This window comes from Agrobacterium sp. OT33 (assembly GCF_017313365.1).
GTDB lineage: Bacteria > Pseudomonadota > Alphaproteobacteria > Rhizobiales > Rhizobiaceae > Agrobacterium > Agrobacterium rhizogenes_A.
This window is the reverse complement of the sequence record NZ_JAFLMZ010000002.1, coordinates 432492-449082: the sequence shown is the minus strand read 5'-3', so window position 1 is coordinate 449082 and position 16591 is coordinate 432492. Positions and strand designations below refer to the sequence as shown.

At 59.7% G+C, this 16591-nt stretch carries 18 protein-coding genes; 6 read left to right on the top strand and 12 right to left on the bottom strand.

Translation table 11 applies throughout. The features are described from left to right. Positions 1-74 precede the first annotated feature (74 nt). Positions 75-401: an RcnB family protein gene (locus JZX88_RS06385; protein WP_003525025.1), complete on the top strand. Its 327-nt coding sequence runs from the start codon at positions 75-77 to the stop codon at positions 399-401. A gap of 67 nt (positions 402-468) precedes the next feature. Here the strand turns inward: JZX88_RS06385 and gndA are convergent, their stop codons facing one another. From gndA to ccoG, 5 genes are all read right to left on the bottom strand, one after another. Then, the gene (gene gndA / locus JZX88_RS06380) at positions 469-1899 is read right to left on the bottom strand and encodes an NADP-dependent phosphogluconate dehydrogenase (RefSeq protein WP_174029444.1); all 1431 of its coding nucleotides are present in this window, start codon (positions 1897-1899) and stop codon (positions 469-471) included. Between the two features lie 163 nt (positions 1900-2062). Next, a complete protein-coding gene (ccoS, locus tag JZX88_RS06375) occupies positions 2063-2221 on the bottom strand; it encodes a cbb3-type cytochrome oxidase assembly protein CcoS (protein ID WP_206913007.1) in 159 nt (52 codons plus the stop codon). Beyond that, complete coding sequence (locus JZX88_RS06370) at positions 2218-4509, bottom strand: cation-translocating P-type ATPase (protein ID WP_206913005.1); 2292 nt, start codon at positions 4507-4509, stop codon at positions 2218-2220. Before JZX88_RS06370 ends, ccoS begins: the two co-directional genes overlap by 4 nt. After that, positions 4506-5006, bottom strand: a complete 501-nt coding sequence (locus JZX88_RS06365) for a FixH family protein (protein ID WP_206913004.1) — start codon at positions 5004-5006, stop codon at positions 4506-4508. The genes JZX88_RS06370 and JZX88_RS06365 overlap by 4 nt, the downstream gene beginning before the upstream one ends. Further along, positions 5003-6586, bottom strand: coding sequence for a cytochrome c oxidase accessory protein CcoG (gene ccoG / locus JZX88_RS06360; protein ID WP_206913003.1), 1584 nt, complete (start codon positions 6584-6586; stop codon positions 5003-5005). Before ccoG ends, JZX88_RS06365 begins: the two co-directional genes overlap by 4 nt. Positions 6587-6706: 120 nt before the next feature. Between ccoG and JZX88_RS06355 the strand changes: the two genes are divergently transcribed. Genes JZX88_RS06355 through JZX88_RS06345 form a run of 3 tightly spaced genes read left to right on the top strand, consistent with a single transcriptional unit; the run spans position 6707 to position 7942 of the window. Beyond that, positions 6707-7111: a polyketide cyclase gene (locus JZX88_RS06355; RefSeq protein WP_065115622.1), complete on the top strand. Its 405-nt coding sequence runs from the start codon at positions 6707-6709 to the stop codon at positions 7109-7111. An 11-nt stretch (positions 7112-7122) separates the two neighbouring features. Beyond that, complete coding sequence (locus JZX88_RS06350) at positions 7123-7479, top strand: VOC family protein (RefSeq protein ID WP_206913002.1); 357 nt, start codon at positions 7123-7125, stop codon at positions 7477-7479. Positions 7480-7495: 16 nt separating this feature from the next. Continuing rightward, on the top strand, positions 7496-7942 hold the full coding sequence (locus tag JZX88_RS06345; protein ID WP_035223373.1) for a VOC family protein: 447 nt from the start codon (positions 7496-7498) through the stop codon (positions 7940-7942). A gap of 55 nt (positions 7943-7997) precedes the next feature. Here the strand turns inward: JZX88_RS06345 and ccoP are convergent, their stop codons facing one another. The 5 genes from ccoP to cobU all read right to left on the bottom strand — a co-directional run bounded on the left by ccoP (position 7998) and on the right by cobU (position 12155). Then, the gene (gene ccoP, locus JZX88_RS06340; protein WP_206913001.1) at positions 7998-8861 is read right to left on the bottom strand and encodes a cytochrome-c oxidase, cbb3-type subunit III; all 864 of its coding nucleotides are present in this window, start codon (positions 8859-8861) and stop codon (positions 7998-8000) included. Positions 8862-8864: 3 nt separating this feature from the next. Beyond that, the gene (locus tag JZX88_RS06335; protein ID WP_003502810.1) at positions 8865-9017 is read right to left on the bottom strand and encodes a CcoQ/FixQ family Cbb3-type cytochrome c oxidase assembly chaperone; all 153 of its coding nucleotides are present in this window, start codon (positions 9015-9017) and stop codon (positions 8865-8867) included. Positions 9018-9029: 12 nt separating this feature from the next. After that, complete coding sequence (gene ccoO, locus JZX88_RS06330; protein ID WP_206913000.1) at positions 9030-9761, bottom strand: cytochrome-c oxidase, cbb3-type subunit II; 732 nt, start codon at positions 9759-9761, stop codon at positions 9030-9032. A 10-nt stretch (positions 9762-9771) separates the two neighbouring features. Further along, on the bottom strand, positions 9772-11394 hold the full coding sequence (gene ccoN / locus JZX88_RS06325; protein ID WP_065115625.1) for a cytochrome-c oxidase, cbb3-type subunit I: 1623 nt from the start codon (positions 11392-11394) through the stop codon (positions 9772-9774). A gap of 239 nt (positions 11395-11633) precedes the next feature. Next, positions 11634-12155 carry a bifunctional adenosylcobinamide kinase/adenosylcobinamide-phosphate guanylyltransferase gene (gene cobU / locus JZX88_RS06320; protein WP_110760442.1) on the bottom strand — a complete coding sequence of 174 codons (522 nt, stop codon included), beginning with the start codon at positions 12153-12155 and terminating at the stop codon, positions 11634-11636. A gap of 502 nt (positions 12156-12657) precedes the next feature. Between cobU and JZX88_RS06315 the strand changes: the two genes are divergently transcribed. Together JZX88_RS06315 and JZX88_RS06310 are read left to right on the top strand one after the other, a co-directional pair. Continuing rightward, positions 12658-13350, top strand: a complete 693-nt coding sequence (locus JZX88_RS06315; RefSeq protein WP_065116205.1) for a DUF599 domain-containing protein — start codon at positions 12658-12660, stop codon at positions 13348-13350. A 60-nt stretch (positions 13351-13410) separates the two neighbouring features. After that, on the top strand, positions 13411-14376 hold the full coding sequence (locus JZX88_RS06310) for a heparan-alpha-glucosaminide N-acetyltransferase (RefSeq protein ID WP_206912999.1): 966 nt from the start codon (positions 13411-13413) through the stop codon (positions 14374-14376). Between the two features lie 204 nt (positions 14377-14580). On the opposite strand, the gene JZX88_RS06305 is transcribed toward JZX88_RS06310, so the two are convergent. Beyond that, positions 14581-14967, bottom strand: a complete 387-nt coding sequence (locus JZX88_RS06305; RefSeq protein WP_004441868.1) for a MerR family DNA-binding transcriptional regulator — start codon at positions 14965-14967, stop codon at positions 14581-14583. 75 nt (positions 14968-15042) lie between these two features. Next, entirely contained in the window at positions 15043-16470 is a 1428-nt protein-coding gene (gene mgtE / locus JZX88_RS06300; protein ID WP_065115628.1) for a magnesium transporter, read from the bottom strand. Between the last annotated feature and the right edge of the window lie 121 nt (positions 16471-16591).

Here is a 16591-nt window from a genome sequence, read left to right as displayed (position 1 = left end):
GTAATTTTAAATTCAGTTTCCGTTCATGCGTTTATTCGTAAGTTCTTCTCATCGAAACCCGAGAGGAAACTTCCATGAAAAAGTTCGTCACCATTCTTCTGGCAGCCACCGTTCTTGCAGCTCCGATGGCACAGGCCCAGAGCCGCCACGACGATCGCCATCGCGGCGTCACCGTCGAGCGTCAGGTCACCACCAAGAAAGTCATCGTCAAGAAGCACCGCTGGGATCGCGGCCAGCGCCTCTCGGCCCGTGAGCGCCGCAACATGGTGGACCGCCGTGACTACCGCCGTTACCACCTTGCAGAACCGCGCCGCGACCAGCGCTGGGTGCGCGTCGACAACCAGTTCCTGCTGATCAACGCCGTTAGCGGCCTCATCGTCGGCCTCGCCGCCGCCCGCTGAGTTGAAGCAGCAACCGAAATGAAAAAGGCCCGCTTGCGCGGGCCTTTTTGTTTGTCGTTTAAGCCGATCAGAAAATGTCGGCGCCGCTGCCCCATGGGCCGTGCGGCTTGTCCACACCGTCGGTGCGTTCGAAACCATGCGCGCCGAAGAAGTCGCGCTGCGCCTGAATGAGGTTGGCGCTGCCACGACCGCGGCGATAGGCGTCGAAATAGCCGAGTGCCGAAGCCAGCGCCGAAACCGGCAGGCCCGACAGGACGGCATAGGAAACCACGCGGCGCAGCGGCGCATCGGTATCCTTGACGATGGCGGCGAAGGCAGGCGTCACGATGAGGTTGGCCACATGCGGATCCTTGGTGAAGGCCGAGGTGATCTCATCGAGGAATTCCGAGCGGATGATGCAGCCGGCGCGCCAGATGCGGGCGATCGTCGGCATCGGCAGGTTCCAGTTGAACTCCTTCGAAGCGGCCGACATGATGGCGAAGCCCTGCGCATAAGCGCCGACCTTGGCGGCCAGAAGCGCGCTTTCCAGATCGGCGATGAAGGCCTTTCTGTCAGCCGGCGCCGCTGCAAGGGTCGGCAGGCCGAAGATCTTCTCGGCAGCTTCGCGCTCATCCTTCTGCGAGGAGAGAATACGGGCAGCCACGGCCGCCTCGATGGCGGTTGCGGCGACGCCCATGTTCTGCGCCTCGATGACCGACCACTTGCCGGTGCCCTTCTGGCCGGCCTTGTCGAGGATCAGATCGACCATCGGCTTGCCGGTGATCGGATCGGCGGCGCGCAGAACCTTCTCGGTGATTTCGATCAGGTAGGAATTCAGGCGGCCCTTGTTCCATTCGGCGAAGACATCGGCGATTTCGACGGCGCTCATGCCAAGGCCATCACGCAGGATGCCGTAGATTTCGGCGATCATCTGCATGTCGGCATATTCGATGCCGTTATGGATAGTCTTCACGAAGTGGCCGGCGCCGTCATTGCCGAGCCATGCCACGCACGGATCGTCATTATATTTGGCGGAAATGGAGGTCAGCACCTTCTCGACACGCTTCCAGCTGTCTTCGGTGCCGCCGACCATGATCGACGGTCCGTGACGCGCGCCTTCTTCACCGCCGGAAACGCCCATGCCGATAAAGGTCAGGCCGCTATCCTTCAGATTGTCGAAACGGCGGATCGTATCGCGGAAATTGGCATTGCCGGCGTCGATCATGATGTCGCCATTGGCGAGATGGGGCTTCAGGATTTCCATCTGCTGGTCAACCGGATCGCCGGCCTTGATCATGATGATGATCGGGCGCGGAGGACGAATTGCAGCGACGAATTCCTCGATGGTTTCGCAGGGAATGATCTGGCTCTGCAGTTCGCCCGCATCGGCGTAGAATTTTCGTGTAACTTCCGGGGTTCGGTTGAATACGGCAATCTTGTTGCCCTTTTCCGCGATGTTCAACGCCAGGTTCGAGCCCATGACGCCGAGACCGATCAAACCGATTTCTGCCTGTTCCACGGATGTGCCTCCATCTTGCTTTTAGGTGGTCGTGTTGTGGCACTGTAATCACCAAACGGCAAGGCTAGGCGCGACTGAAACGATTAAATTTTGATGACGCAAATCAGCTTTGCATATTTGCGACAGGTCAAGGCCAGTTCGAAACCGACCTTTTGCTTCTCCTTCAAGAGGGCCGTGGCCGGTTATCCCCATCATCGATTACCCGCCAGGCAGCCCCGTCCATATCGTCATACTGCCCTGATCGAACCGACCAGAGGAAGGCGAAAAGCCCGAGCGCGCCCAGAAACAGTGCGACGGGAATGAGATAGATCAGCATGTTCATGCCAGTTGCGCCCCCTCGCCCGCAAATCCTGTTTTTACGTCGTTCCGGGGACGAATGGTTTCCGCCGCACCGGCAAGGCGCAACGCATTGGCAACGACGATCAGCGATGATGTCGACATCGCAATGGCCGCGATCATCGGCGTCGCATAACCGGCAATCGCAATCGGCACGGCGATGATATTATAGCCGATGGCAAGCGCGAAGTTCTGCCGGATAAGCCTTCCTGCCCGCTGCGATGTCTCGATCGCAAAAGGCACGGCATCGAGATCCTCCTGCATGAACACGAAATCCGCGGCCTGACGGCCAATATCGGCGGCTGTGGCGGGCGCCATGGAAACATTGGCGGCGGCGAGCGCCGGCGCATCGTTGATACCGTCCCCCACCATGAGCACCCTGCGCCCCTCACTGGCAAGTTCGGCGCAACGCGCCGCCTTGTCCTTCGGCGAAAGGTCCGCACGCCAGTTGCCGATCCCCAGTCGCTGCGCCATGGCGCTGACGGCGGCGGCCCGGTCACCCGAAACGATTTCCTGCATCAGGCCCCGCACTGAGAGATTACGCAAAGCCGCAACAGCGCCCGCGCGCGGATTATCCTCGAAACCGAAGCTTGCCAGTTGATGGCCATCGAGCGACAGCACCACTTCCGACCGCACATCGCCATTGTCGGTCCGTGCCTCATCCGGGCAGGCGAAACGGCGATTGCCGAGCCGGTAGATGCCGGCTTCCGTCTCGGCCTCGACACCCGAGCCTGGAATTTCCCGCACCAACTCATAGGCCGGCAAGGCACCGCTATAAGCGGCATGCAGGGCTTTCGAGAGAGGATGACGCGAATGAGCGGCAAGTCCCGCCGCAATTGCCATGGTGGCCGGCTTCACATCACCTGTCTCGACCAGTCTCGGTTTACCAACGGTCAGCGTGCCGGTCTTGTCGAACAGCACGGTGTCGATTTCGGCCAGCCGCTCCATGGCCGAGCCTTCCTTGACCATAATGCCGTGCCGGAAGAGCCGTCCAGCGGCCACCACCTGCACGACGGGAACGGCAAGGCCCAGCGCACAGGGGCAGGTGATGATGAGAACCGCAATGGCAATCAGCATCGCCTGTTTCCAGTCCCCGCCCAAAATGCCCCAGCCGAGGAATGTAACCAGCGCCAGAAGATGCACCACGGGTGAATAATAGCTTGCAGCGCGGTCGGCGATACGGCGGTAACGCGCCCGCCCCCCTTCGGCCGCCTCCATCAACCCGATCACTTCCGACAGGAAGGAATCCCTAGCCGAGGCGGTCACCCGGGCGGTGAGCGAACCGGTGAGGTTGAGCGTGCCGGCCTGCAGGCTATCGCCTGCCGCAACGCGGCGCGGCGCGCTTTCACCATTGACGATGGACATGTCGAGATCGCTACTGCCGGAGATGACCACGGCATCCACCGCCACACGGTCACCGGCCGCAATCGCAATCGACATTCCGGGTTGGACATCGGCAAGCTGGCGGTATTCCCGCGTTCCATCCTCACCGATGACGGTCGCCCCGCGCGGTGACAGCCGGGCCAGTCCGGCAATGGCCGAGCGCGCCTTGTCGCGCATGATATGGTCCAGCGTGCGGCCGATCAGCAGGAAAAACAGCAGCGATACGGTCGCATCGAACCAGGCATGCTCACCGTGATGAATAGTCTCCCACAGCGAAACGGCATAAGAGAGCGTGATGGCGAGCGCGATCGGCACATCCATATTGGTGCGGCCGTGTTTCAGCGCGTTCCAGGCAGATTGATAGAAGAAACGCCCGCCATAAATCAGCGCCGGCGCGGCGATCATCGCCGAAATCCAGTGGAACATGTCGCGCGTCGCCGCATCCGCCCCCGACCAGACGGAGACGGACAGAAGCATGATATTGGCGGAGGCAAAACCGCACAGCGCCACCGCCCTTATCAGCTGCGAGCGCAACGCGTCCGAAGCATCCTGCCCGCTGGCGAAAAGATGTGTGCGGTATCCCGTCGACAGGATTGCACGGGCAATCTCGGCAGGATCGCTCCTGACGCCATTGACCTCTTCCCTCCACACAACCGCCACACGTTTGGACGACAGGTTCACCCGCGCGCGTTCCACCTGCGGCAAACGGTTAAGCGCGGTCTCGATGGTTGTGATGCAGGCACCGCAATAAACATCCGGCACGCTGAGATCGGTCTGACGCAGCCCCTGCCCCAGATCGCGGCTCGCCAGCAGCAATTCCTCCGACGATGGTGGATTGACCGGCTCGCCGAGTTGAAGCGAGCCTTCCGTTCCCGGTGCGCAGCAGCTCATTGACGTCCCCTGATAACGGCAATCCGCGTGCCCTCATGCACGATGATCCGGCCGTCCTTGACGGCGGTAACCTCGACGATCCATTGCCCCGGTAGCATGTCATGTGCGCCGGTGAAGACGCCGGTGGTGGCCGGGGTCAGTTCCATGTCGAAATTCTGGCTTTCACCCACAGGCCGGCGAAAATGCGCCGTCACCGTGTCCGTATCGATCGGGCCTTTATCCGGATGGAAAACCTCGTAACGCACGGTCTTCTCATCCACCACGAGCCTGCCCTTGATGCCGGTTGCAGCCCGTGCCTTGGCGGCTTCCGCCTTGGTGTTGAACTGCTGGCTGGCAACATAGGTGTTGGGCACGACGAGCCCGCTCCAGCTGTGGACAGCATTCCAGGCCATGATCATGTTGACGGTGATGATGGTGCCGAAGAACAGCACCATGACGCCGAGCATGTGCCAGCCGGTGAAAACGAAGCCGGATGTCTGGCGATTGTTGACTGTCATTTTTTCACTCCCGGAGCATTAAAGACCGCATCGTAGCGGGCCGTTTCGTGGCCGGCCGTATCGCTGACGATGAATTCGAAGTTTTCCGCCGTCCGCGCGATATCCTTGCCCGGCAGGGTGACGAAGACCTTCAGCGTCGTCGCCTCATCCGGCTCCACCGTCACCTCGAAGGCGCGCGCAGCCGTATCCGGCATGCCGTTTATCTTCATCACCGCATTCGGAAGGCCTTCTATCGTCAGGCTCATCACGCGCGGTTGCGGCACCATGTTGAGAATGCGCACGGTATAGCCGTTACGGATCGAACCGTTCGATTCCAGCACATATTGCGGATTACGGTCGTGCAGGACATTGAGCGCCAGCCGCTCGCGCGTCACCAGCGCAAACAGCATGCCGATACCAACGGCAGCCCAGATGGCGGTATAAAGCAGCGTGCGCGGCCGGAAGATGATGCGCCAGTTGAAGTGGCGGACACGCTTGCTGAAACTGCCGTCCTCCTCACGCACATTGGCGGGGCGGATGGCGTATTCGCCATTGCCGGTCGCCAGCGCCATGTTGGACTGATATTCGGACAGCGTCGCATAGGCGATCAGCCCGCGCGGCTTGCCGATCTTGTCCATCACCCCGTCACAGGCATCGATGCAGAGCGCGCAGGTGATGCATTCCAGCTGCTGCCCATCCCTGATGTCGATGCCCATGGGACAGACCGCGACACAGGCATTGCAATCGACGCAATCGCCGATGCTCTCCCCAGCTGCCGCAGCCTTCTTGGCGTGCCGCGAGCGCGGTTCGCCGCGCCAGTCATTATAGGTGACGACAAGCGAATTCTCATCCAGCATCGCCGCCTGGATGCGCGGCCAGGGACACATGTAGGTGCAAACCTGTTCCCGCATCAGCCCACCGAAAACATAGGTGGTGGCGGTCAGCGTGGCGACGGTCGAGTAGGCGATCATCGGCGCCTGCCCGGTCATGAACTGCATCGCCAGCGTCGGTGCATCGGCGAAATAGAAAATCCAGGCGCCGCCGGTCAGAACGCCGATCACCAGCCAGATCGCATGTTTCAGCACCCGCTTGCGCAATTTGCCAAATGTGAAGGGCGCCGCATCCAGTTTCATGCGGGCGTTCCTGTCGCCCTCGATCGCCCGTTCGACCACCAGAAAGAGGTCGACCCAGACGGTCTGCGGACAGGTGTAACCGCACCATGCGCGCCCGACGGCTGATGTGACGAGAAACAGCCCCAGCCCCGCCATGACCAAAAGGCCGGCAACAAAAAAGAACTCCTGCGGCCAGATTTCGATGAAGAAGAAATAAAAGCGCCGGTTGGCGATATCGATCAATACCGCCTGATCCGGCGCATAGGGACCGCGGTCCCAGCGCAGGAAAGGCGTCAGATAATAGATGCCGAGCGTGACCAGCATCACCAGCCATTTGAACCGCCGGAACCTGCCTTCGGCGCGCTTCGGAAAAATCTTCTTGCGCGCTTCGTAAAGCGGTTTTCGCGTTTTTGCGGAATTGACGGCTTCCGCCTCCAGTCTTTCGACGGGCTGTTGCGGGCGATCCTGTCCGGCGCGATAGATGTTCATGATAGGAGTCCATTTTTATCTCCTTGCTTTCTCCCATCTCCCCGGTGAAACATCCTTGACTTACATCAAGTGACGACAAAGTGGCGCAGCCGGAGGCATGCGCCACAGAGGGAGGACGAGATGCCTGTCATGCAGTCGAGAATCATTCACCTGTCAGTCGAAAAGCCATGGGCACAGGTCTATGGTTTCGCCGCCGACCCTAAGAACATGCCGCGCTGGGCGGCAGGTCTGGGCGGCGGGCTGAAGCCGGATGGCAACGACTGGATCGCCGATGGCGGGCCGCTTGGCGAGGTGCGTGTCAATTTCGCGCCGGCCAACGAATTCGGCGTCATAGATCATGTCGTTACATTGCCGGACGGGCTGAAGGTCTATAACGCGCTTCGGGTAACGCCGAATGGCAGCGGCGCGGAAGTGAGCTTCACGCTGCTTCGGCTTGACGGCATGACGGACGAGGATTTCGAGCAGGATGCGAGCGCGATCACGGCCGATCTCGAAACGCTGAAATCGCTGCTTGAAGCGGATTGATGGAGTACATGATGACAGAAAATGCCAATGACCGGCGCATCGACTATGTCGAATTCAATGTCGCCGACATAGAACGCAGCAAGGAATTTTACGGCGGCGCATTCGGCTGGACCTTCAAGGATTACGGTCCGCAATATTGCGAATTTTCCGATGGTCGCCTGACGGGCGGCTTCACCACCACCGCGCCGGTTTCGGCCAGGGGCGGACCGCTCGTCATTCTCTACGCCGTCGATATCGAGGATGTGCAGCGGCGCGTCGAAGCCGCCGGCGGCCAGATCAGCGTCGCGATCTTCGCCTTTCCCGGCGGCCGGCGTTTCCATTTCACCGATCCGGATGGATACGAACTGGCCGTCTGGTCGACAAACTGATCGGCAGGAGCCCGCCATGACTTTGACAACACCGCCTTTTTCGTTGGTCGGTATCGATCATATCGTCTTCATCGTCGACGACATGACGCGGGCGCTCGATTTTTACAGGAACGTGCTGGGGTGTAGGGATGGTTACTCTTACCCTGCTCTCGGGATGGAACAAGTCTGGTGCGGCAATGCCTTGATCGTGCTGTGGGATGTCACGCACCCCGGTGGCACAAAGGCCGCTCCGCCCGTCGCCGGAGGTCGTAATGTCGATCACATCTGCATAGCGACCGGTCCTCTGAACCATGATGCGCTTCGCGCCCATCTGGCGAAATTTAACGTCACGATAGAACAGGAAGCCTTTCACGGCGGCGCGAGAGGGATGGGACATTCGTTCTATTTCCGTGATCCCTTCGGCAACAAGATCGAGTTGAAGGGACCGGCCGAATATCCGGATGGAAGGGCGGAAAACGCCTGATCTGAACAATAAAAAAGGGCGCCTCCCCGGCGCCCTTCTTTGCATTCCACTTGCCTCATTCGCCCCCACCAAGCGAATGCACGAAGATTGCCAGCTGCTTGACGGTCGTATCACCGAGACGCTCACCCCAGGCGGGCATGACGCCGTGCTTCGGCGAACGGATCTGCGAGACGATGCCTTCCTCCCCATGCGACTTCAGCCAGATCGCGTCGGCCAGATTGGGCGCGCCGAATTCGCGATTACCCTTGGCGTCTTCCCCGTGGCACGAGGCGCAATTGTCGGCAAAGAGCTGCTTGCCGGGTTCCACCAGCGCCGGGTTGGAAGGCGTGCCGGTAAGGCTGACGACATAGGCGGCGACCTCGCGGATTTCGCTCGACTGGAGGATGTCACCGAAGGCCGGCATTTCCGAAGCGCGCGTATCAGGATCATCGGCAAAACGGATGCCGTGCTTCACCGTCGTGTAGATATCGTCGGCACTGCCGCCCCACATCCAGTCATCGTCATTGAGGTTGGGATAACCCTGCCCGCCTTCCGCGCCCGAACCGTGACACTGAATGCAATTGACCTTGAAAGCGGCTGCACCGCCGGAAAGCGCAAACTGCATCAGGGTCGGGTCCGCCTGAATTTCGGCAAGCGAGGAATTGGCGATCCTGTCGACATAGACGCTCTGCGCCTGTTTCGCATCGGCAATTTCGGTGGCGATTTCGCCGCGGCTGCTCCAGCCGAGCAGCCCTTTTGTTGCGCCTGATATCAGCGGGTAAGCCGGATAGGCGATGGTATAACCGATGGCCCAGAGGATCGTGAAATAAAAGGTCCAGACCCACCAGCGCGGCATGGGATTGTTCAGCTCACGGATACCGTCCCATTCGTGGCCGGTGGTTTCGACGCCGCTGATGTCATCAATGTGTTTTTCGGACATATCCTAGTCCTCCTTGAGCGGAATGCTGGCGGCATCGTCCGCGGCCTTCTTGGAGCCGGGGCGAAGGGTAAAAACGACGACGCCCGCGAAGAACAGGGTCATGGCAAGCAGGCCCCAGCTGTCGGCGAAGTGGCGCATGGCCGTATAGGTTTCCATCGTTTCGCCTCCTCACCGGTATCCGGCGGCATCGTCATAGGTCGAGAAATCGACCAGCGTGCCGAGCATCTGCAGATAGGCGACCAGAGCATCCATTTCGGTAAGCTTGGCCGGATCGCCGTCGAAATCGCCGACCTTCGCCTTCGGGTAACGCGCCAGAAGTTCCGACGAGTCCGCATTCGGATCGGCCTGGGCGATAAGATCGGCTGCGGACTTCTCGATCATCTCATCGCTATAGGGAACGCCGACGGCGCGGTTGGCCTTCAGCTCCATCGAGATATCGGTGATCTTCAGCGGCGTCGTCTTGAGGAAGGCGTATGACGGCATGATCGATTCCGGCACCACGGAGCGCGGATCGGCCAGATGCTGCACGTGCCATTCGTTCGAATAACGATCGCCGACGCGCGCGAGGTCTGGCCCCGTGCGCTTGGAACCCCACTGGAACGGATGGTCATACATGGATTCCGCCGCCAGGCTGTAATGCCCGTAACGCTCCACCTCGTCGCGGAACGGCCGGATCATCTGGCTGTGGCAGACGTAACATCCCTCACGGATGTAGATGTTGCGCCCGGCCAGTTCCAGCGGCGTGTAGGGCCGCATGCCCTCCACCTTCTCGATGGTGTTCTCGAGATAAAAGAGCGGTGCGATTTCCACGATACCGCCGATGGAGACGACCAGCAGCGAGCCGACCAGAAGCAGCGTGGCGTTGCGTTCGATGACGCCGTGTTTGTCAAGTATGGACATCGGCCTCTCCTTATTCAGCAGGCTGCAGCGAAGGAGCCGCGTCCTTGCGGGCGCCCTCCTCGCGTTGATGACCGAGGATGGTCATCGTGACATTGTAGGCCATGATCAGCGCGCCGCTGAGGAACATCAGACCGCCCAGTGCACGCATCACGTAATAGGGGAACAAAGCTGCGACCGATTCCGCGAAGGAATAGACGAGGAAGCCTTGGGCATCATATTCGCGCCACATCAGAGCCTGCTGGATGCCGGCCACCCACATGACGGCGGCGTAAACGACGATGCCGAGCGTGGCGAGCCAGAAGTGCCAGTTGACCAGTTGCAGGCTGTAGAGACGGTCCCTGCCCCAGAGTTTCGGCGTCAGGTAATAGATCGCGCCGAAGGTGATCATGCCGTTCCAGCCAAGCGCGCCGGAATGAACATGGCCGATGGTCCAGTCGGTATAGTGGCTGAGCGAGTTGACGGCCTTGATCGACATCATCGGACCTTCGAAGGTCGCCATGCCGTAGAAGGCCACCGCCATCACCATCATGCGCACGACGGGATCGGTGCGGATCTTGTCCCATGCGCCCGAAAGCGTCATCAGGCCGTTGATCATGCCGCCCCACGAAGGCATCCACAGCATCACCGAGAACACCATGCCGAGCGTCTGCGCCCAGTCGGGCAGCGCGGTATAGTGCAGATGGTGCGGACCAGCCCAGATATACATGAAGATCAGCGCCCAGAAGTGGATGATCGACAGGCGATAGGAATAGACCGGGCGATTCACCTGCTTCGGAATGAAATAATACATCATGCCGAGGAAGCCGGCCGTCAGGAAGAAGCCGACGGCGTTATGGCCGTACCACCATTGCGTCAGCGCATCCTGCACGCCGGAGAACGCCGAATAGCTCTTGACGCCCAGGAACGACACGGGCACCGCCAGATTATTGACGATGTGCAACATGGCGATGGTGACGATGAAGCCGAGATAGAACCAGTTCGCCACATAGATATGTGGCTCCTTGCGCATGAAGATCGTGCCGAGGAAGGTCACGAGATAGGCGACCCAGACGATGGTCAGCCAGATATCGACATACCATTCCGGCTCCGCATATTCGCGGCCCTGGGTGATGCCCAGCAGGTAACCGGTGGCGGCCATGATGATGAAGAGGTTGTAGCCCCAGAACACGAACCAGCCGAGATTGCCGCCGAACAGGCGCGCCCGACAGGTTCTCTGCACCACGTAAAAGGACGTGGCGATCAGCGCATTTCCGCCGAAAGCGAAGATCACCGCCGAGGTGTGCAGCGGCCGCATGCGGCCGAAATTGAAATAGGGTGCGATATTGAGATCGGGAAAGGCAAGCTGAAGCGCCACCACGACCCCGACCAGAAAACCGACAACACCCCAGAACACGGTGGCGATGACGCCGTATTTCACCACCTCGTCGAAATATTCCGACTTGCGGCGGGCGAGCGCGGCCGGATCGACAGGCGCGAAGGAGACACGGCGCAACAGAAGCACCGTGCTGACCAGCAGTGTAAAGAACAGCACCCACATATGGGCGGCGAAAAGACTGTCATGGGCAAAAGCTGCCCCAAGCAACGCGAGAAAGGCCCCAAGGGCCACGATCGCGGTTTCTAACGTGTAATTCATTGTTGGTTTCCCCCAACGTGCAAGCCGACCGACGAAAGGCAGGTTGTGCGCCTGGGAGAGCGGAAACGCGCCTTTGCGTCGGTTGGAGCATTGCCACCGGCAGGACCACGCCACCTTGATCCAGATCAAGAAAGCAAAGCTGTCGCAGCCCCGATAAAACAGGGCGCGGCTTTATGAGGGGAATTTGCGGAAGAGCAAAAGTGCGCGGTCACGGCGAACCTGCTTTTGCAGGTATCGCGTCAGCCCTTCATCTTGAGGGGCAGCCCGGCGGCGACGAAAAAGACGTCGTCGGCAATGGCCGCGATACGCTGGTGCAGCCGGCCGGCATGATCGCGGAATTCACGCGCCATGCGATTTTCAGGCACGATGCCAAGACCGACTTCGTTGGAGACGAGAATCAGTTTCGCTTTTGCCGGCGCCACGGCCGCCGCCAAAACGTCGAAGGCGGCATCGATATCGGCATTTTCCATCATCAGATTGGTAAGCCACAATGTCAGGCAGTCGATGAGGATGATATTCTCCGGCCGGTCGAGGCGCGCGAGCACCGGGACTATGTCGACCGGCGCTTCATGAGTCGTCCACTCGCCGCCACGCCGCGCCTGATGATGGCCGATACGGTCACGCATCTCCTCATCCCATGGCCTGCCGGTGGCCAGATAATGCAGGCTTCCGCCGGCATTTACCGCAAGCTCTTCCGCAAAACGCGACTTGCCGGAGCGCGCGCCGCCAAGAATGAAAACGGAGCGGTTTTTATCTGTCATCGGAAACCTGAATGAGGAAAATGAAACGGACCGGCGTCTTTGCGATGTCGCAAGCCAGAAACAGGCGGCCATGAAGGGAACGATTCGTAGAAAAAGGCGTCCCCCGGTTGTTCATGCCGGACTGCCGCTGATACCGGACCGGAGAGACAAAACCTGCCTGCGGGATGCGGGACATATCAGCCTTGGCAATTCCGGATACCGGAAACACCGGTCCTCATGAAAAGCTAGGTGCGAATGGCTGTTCTGTCAATCGGCCGGGGATAGTGCCGGGAATTTACACGGAACCGGTACGCAAAACCTCACCGGGAACCGGCAGACCTTCCGTCCGCGAAGCGATTGATAAAGCCATAGGGTTACCGGAAGGTTAGCGAAACCGCGCCATGACGAAGCTGCAACGCGGCGGCAGAATATTCGCGCGACGGGGCCGCCGCCATTGCCTTGCCATGGCCTTCAAATCAATATGCTTTCGAAGATTCGCAAACAGCAAGGTGACCTGCCCGTGATGACCGTCATGGACTATATATCGATCGTCATTTTCGTCGTGCTGTGGGCTGCCTATACCCATATCACGACGGGATCGCGGCTGTTTGCGCGCGCCAGCCTCAACCAGGCCATGGCCGAGCGCCGGCGCGACTGGATCATGAATTCGCTCAAACGCGATCTGAAGATGATCGACACCCAGATCATGGCCGGTCTACAGAACGGCACGGCCTTCTTCGCCTCCACCTCCATCTTCGCCATCGGCGGCTGTTTTGCCCTGCTGGGCGCCACCGAACAGGTGGAATCGGTGTTTCGCGACATGCCGTTCGTGCATTATGCCGGGCGCACGGCCTTCGAACTGAAGGTCATCGGGCTGACCTGTCTGTTCGGTTATTCCTTCTTCAAATTCGGCTGGTCCTACCGCCTGTTCAACTATTGCACCATCCTGTTCGGCGCCATTCCCATGGTCCACGATGCCGGTGCGGACCGCGAGGCGGCCGAGCGCGCCGCCGAAAACGTCATAAAGATGAACATCATCGCTGCTAAGAATTTCAATGACGGCCTGCGGACGATCTTTCTGTCCATCGGTTATCTCGGCTGGTTCATCAGCCCCTATGTCTTCATCGCCAGCACCGTCATCATCATCGTGGCGCTCTTGCGCCGGCAGTTCTTTTCCGAGGCGCGTCGCGCCATCATGGAAGACAACAGGCCTTGAAATAGCCGCACTTCAAGGGCCAAGCCCGAATGAATACCGGTCTCGTGAAAAGCGGAAAACATGGATAAAAACGCAGCCGTCACCGAAACCAGCCGCAAGGGCCGTATAGGCGGTCTTGATACCCTGCGCGGGCTGGCGCTTCTCGCCATGGCATCCTACCACTTCACGTGGAATCTGGAATATTTCGGTTATCTCGAACCCGGCACGGCAACCACGGGCCTGTGGAAGCTCTATGCCCGCGGCATCGCCACTTCATTCCTGTTTCTGGCCGGTTTCAGCCTGTTTCTCGCCCATGGCAAAGGCCTGAACTGGCCATCCTTCGGCAAGCGTTTCGCCATGGTGGCAGGTTCGGCGCTGCTGATCACCGTCGCTACCTATTTCGCCTTTCCCGACAGTTTCATCTTCTTCGGCATTCTGCACAATATCGCCGCCGCAAGCCTCGTCGGGCTGCTGTTCCTGCGCGCGCCAGCGCTGGTGACGCTGCTTTTCGCGGTGATCGCCTTCGCGCTACCGCACTACCTGCAATCCGATCTCTTTAATGCGAAATGGCTGGCCTGGATCGGCTTTTCCACCATGCCGCCCCGCTCCAACGACTATGTGCCGTTGCTGCCCTGGCTCGCCCCATTCCTCGCCGGACTTGGCGTTTCGCAATTCGTCACCCCTCGCGGCTGGCTGGATCGCTTTCGCAACCCCAGCTCACCACGCAATCTGGTTGCCAGCGCCGGCCGGCACAGCTTGGCCTTCTACCTCATCCATCAGCCAGTGCTGATCGGCCTCGTTTATGTCCTGTCGGTCGTGGCACCGCCGCCTCCCGTAGATCAGGTGGAGCTTTACAAATCCAGCTGCGAAAAAAGCTGTGTCGAGCAGGCGAACGGGCTGGAACTGTGCCAGCGTTTCTGCGGCTGCACGCTGGAAAAACTGCAGGCGGAAAGCCTGTTCGACATCATGATGGAAGGCAAGCTCAGCGCCGATCAGCAGACGAAGGTCAGTGAAGTGGCGCAGCAGTGTACGGTTGAGGCGCAGTAAGGGGAACAATCAGGTATTGCCGCCGCTTTGCCGGACGCTCGATAAAGGCGGCGACATTGCCCCTTGTTTCTTCTTCCCGGCGGGGAGAAGAAAAAAGCGGCGATCGCCCGCGAAGATATCACCTCGCAATTTGCTGTCTCACAAGCGAAACCAGAGGCGCAGATGTTTCAGCATTTATGAAACGGCAGCGCTATCGGGCTATGTTCAAGTCCCGACGCCGATTTCGGCGAGTCGCGTCAGACAGGCCTCTTCGACATTGTCGAGTTCCGCCAGCGTCTCCTCGATATCCTTGCGCTTCTGCCGCAGGTCGGCACGCTTTTCATCAACCTTCTTCATCAGAAGCACAAGCTGGCCCGATTCGCCCGGCGGCTCCTTGTAGACCTGAATAATCTCGCGAATTTCAGCAATCGTGAAACCGATACGGCGACCACGCAGGATTTCCTGAATGAGGCGGCGGTCCGCGGCCCGGAAAAGCCGTGTGCGCCCGCGACGCTCAGGATGGATCAACCCCTCATCCTCGTAAAATCTGAGGGTACGGGTGGAAACACCGAATTCTCGGGTCAGTTCGGTTATGCTATAATATTTGTTCACGGGCCTATCCGATTCATAACCGGAAAATATTATTTGACCTTCACGTAAAAGTCAATTTTTGCCAGCCGCCCTCGCCTATCCTGAAATACCATACCACCAGGTCGCAATGCCCAGAAAGGCGAAAAACCCGACAATGTCGGTCACCGCCGTCACGAAGACGGCCGAGGAAACCGCCGGGTCAGCGCCGAATTTGTCGAGGACGAGCGGAATGAGAATGCCTGCCAGCGCCGCCGCCAGCATGTTGAGACACATGGCGGTGGCGATGATGCCGCCGATATGCACGTCCTGAAACCACAGTCCGGCGACAACGCCGATGGCGCAGCCGAACAACATGCCGTTCAGAATGCCCACGCCCGCCTCACGCCGGATAATGCGGGCGGCGTTGTGAATATCGAGACTTTTGGTGGCGAGTGCCCGCACGGAAACGGTCATGGTCTGCGATCCCGCATTTCCGCCCATGCCGGCGACCGCCGGCATCAGGATCGCCAGCGCCACGATCTGCTGGATCGTCGCATCGAACAGGCTGATAACCGAGGCGGACAGAAAGGCGGTGATGAGATTGACGGCAAGCCAGGGCACGCGTGAACGCGAGGTGCTGGCGATACTGTCCGACAGTTCTTCGTCACCCACGCCGCCAAGGCGCAGCAGATCCTCTTCCGCTTCTTCCTGAATGACGTCGACGACGTCATCGATGGTCAGCACACCGACCAGACGGCCGTTATTGTCGACCACGGCGGCGGACAGAAGGTCATATTGCTCGAAAAGCTGCGCCGCCTCTTCCTGGTCCATTTCGGCCGGAATGGAGTGGTTGGTCTCGTGCATGATCGTTTCGATCTTCACCTGACGCTTGGCGCGCAGCACCTTGTCGAGATCGAGCGCACCGACAAGCTTGAAGGTGGGATCGATGACGAATATCTGCGTGAAGGAGTCAGGCAGTTCTTCCTCTTCGCGCAGATAGTCGATGGTCTGCCCCACGGTCCAGAACGGCGGCACGGCGACGAATTCCGTCTGCATACGCCGACCGGCCGAGCTTTCCGGATAATCCAGTGCCCGCATCAGCCGCACGCGTTCGGTAAACGGCAGCTGCGAGAGAATATCCTCGCGGTCCTCGTCGTCGAGGTCCTCGAGAATATAGACGGCGTCGTCGGAATCCAGTTCGCCGATACCAGCGGCGATCTGCTCGTTCGACATCTGATCGACGATATCGAGGCGGATACCCTCATCCACCTCGGTCAGCGCCGTCATGTCGAAATCGGAACCGAGAAGCCGCACGAGCGCATGGCGCTGTTCGGGCAGGATGGATTCCAGCACGTCGCCAAGTTCGGACTCATGCAGCCGCGCCACATTCTTGCGCAGGAAAAGCAGGTCGCGGTCGGCGATTGCCGCGCCCACCATCGTCAGAAAGTCGGAGCGGACCGACCCGTCCTCGGCATAGATATCGGAGGGCGCATCCGCAGGCTTCAACTCCTCGGGGGCGGCAGGATCGTGGTCACGGTCTGTCAATCTTGCGTCCCCTTGTAGTCAAATGCGGCAGTGCACGGATGCGCAGGCAGAATGGCGTTAAAAAGCGTATTGTCAACAACCGGATAGCTGCAAAACCACAAGCTCCGCGACTGCGGCGAAA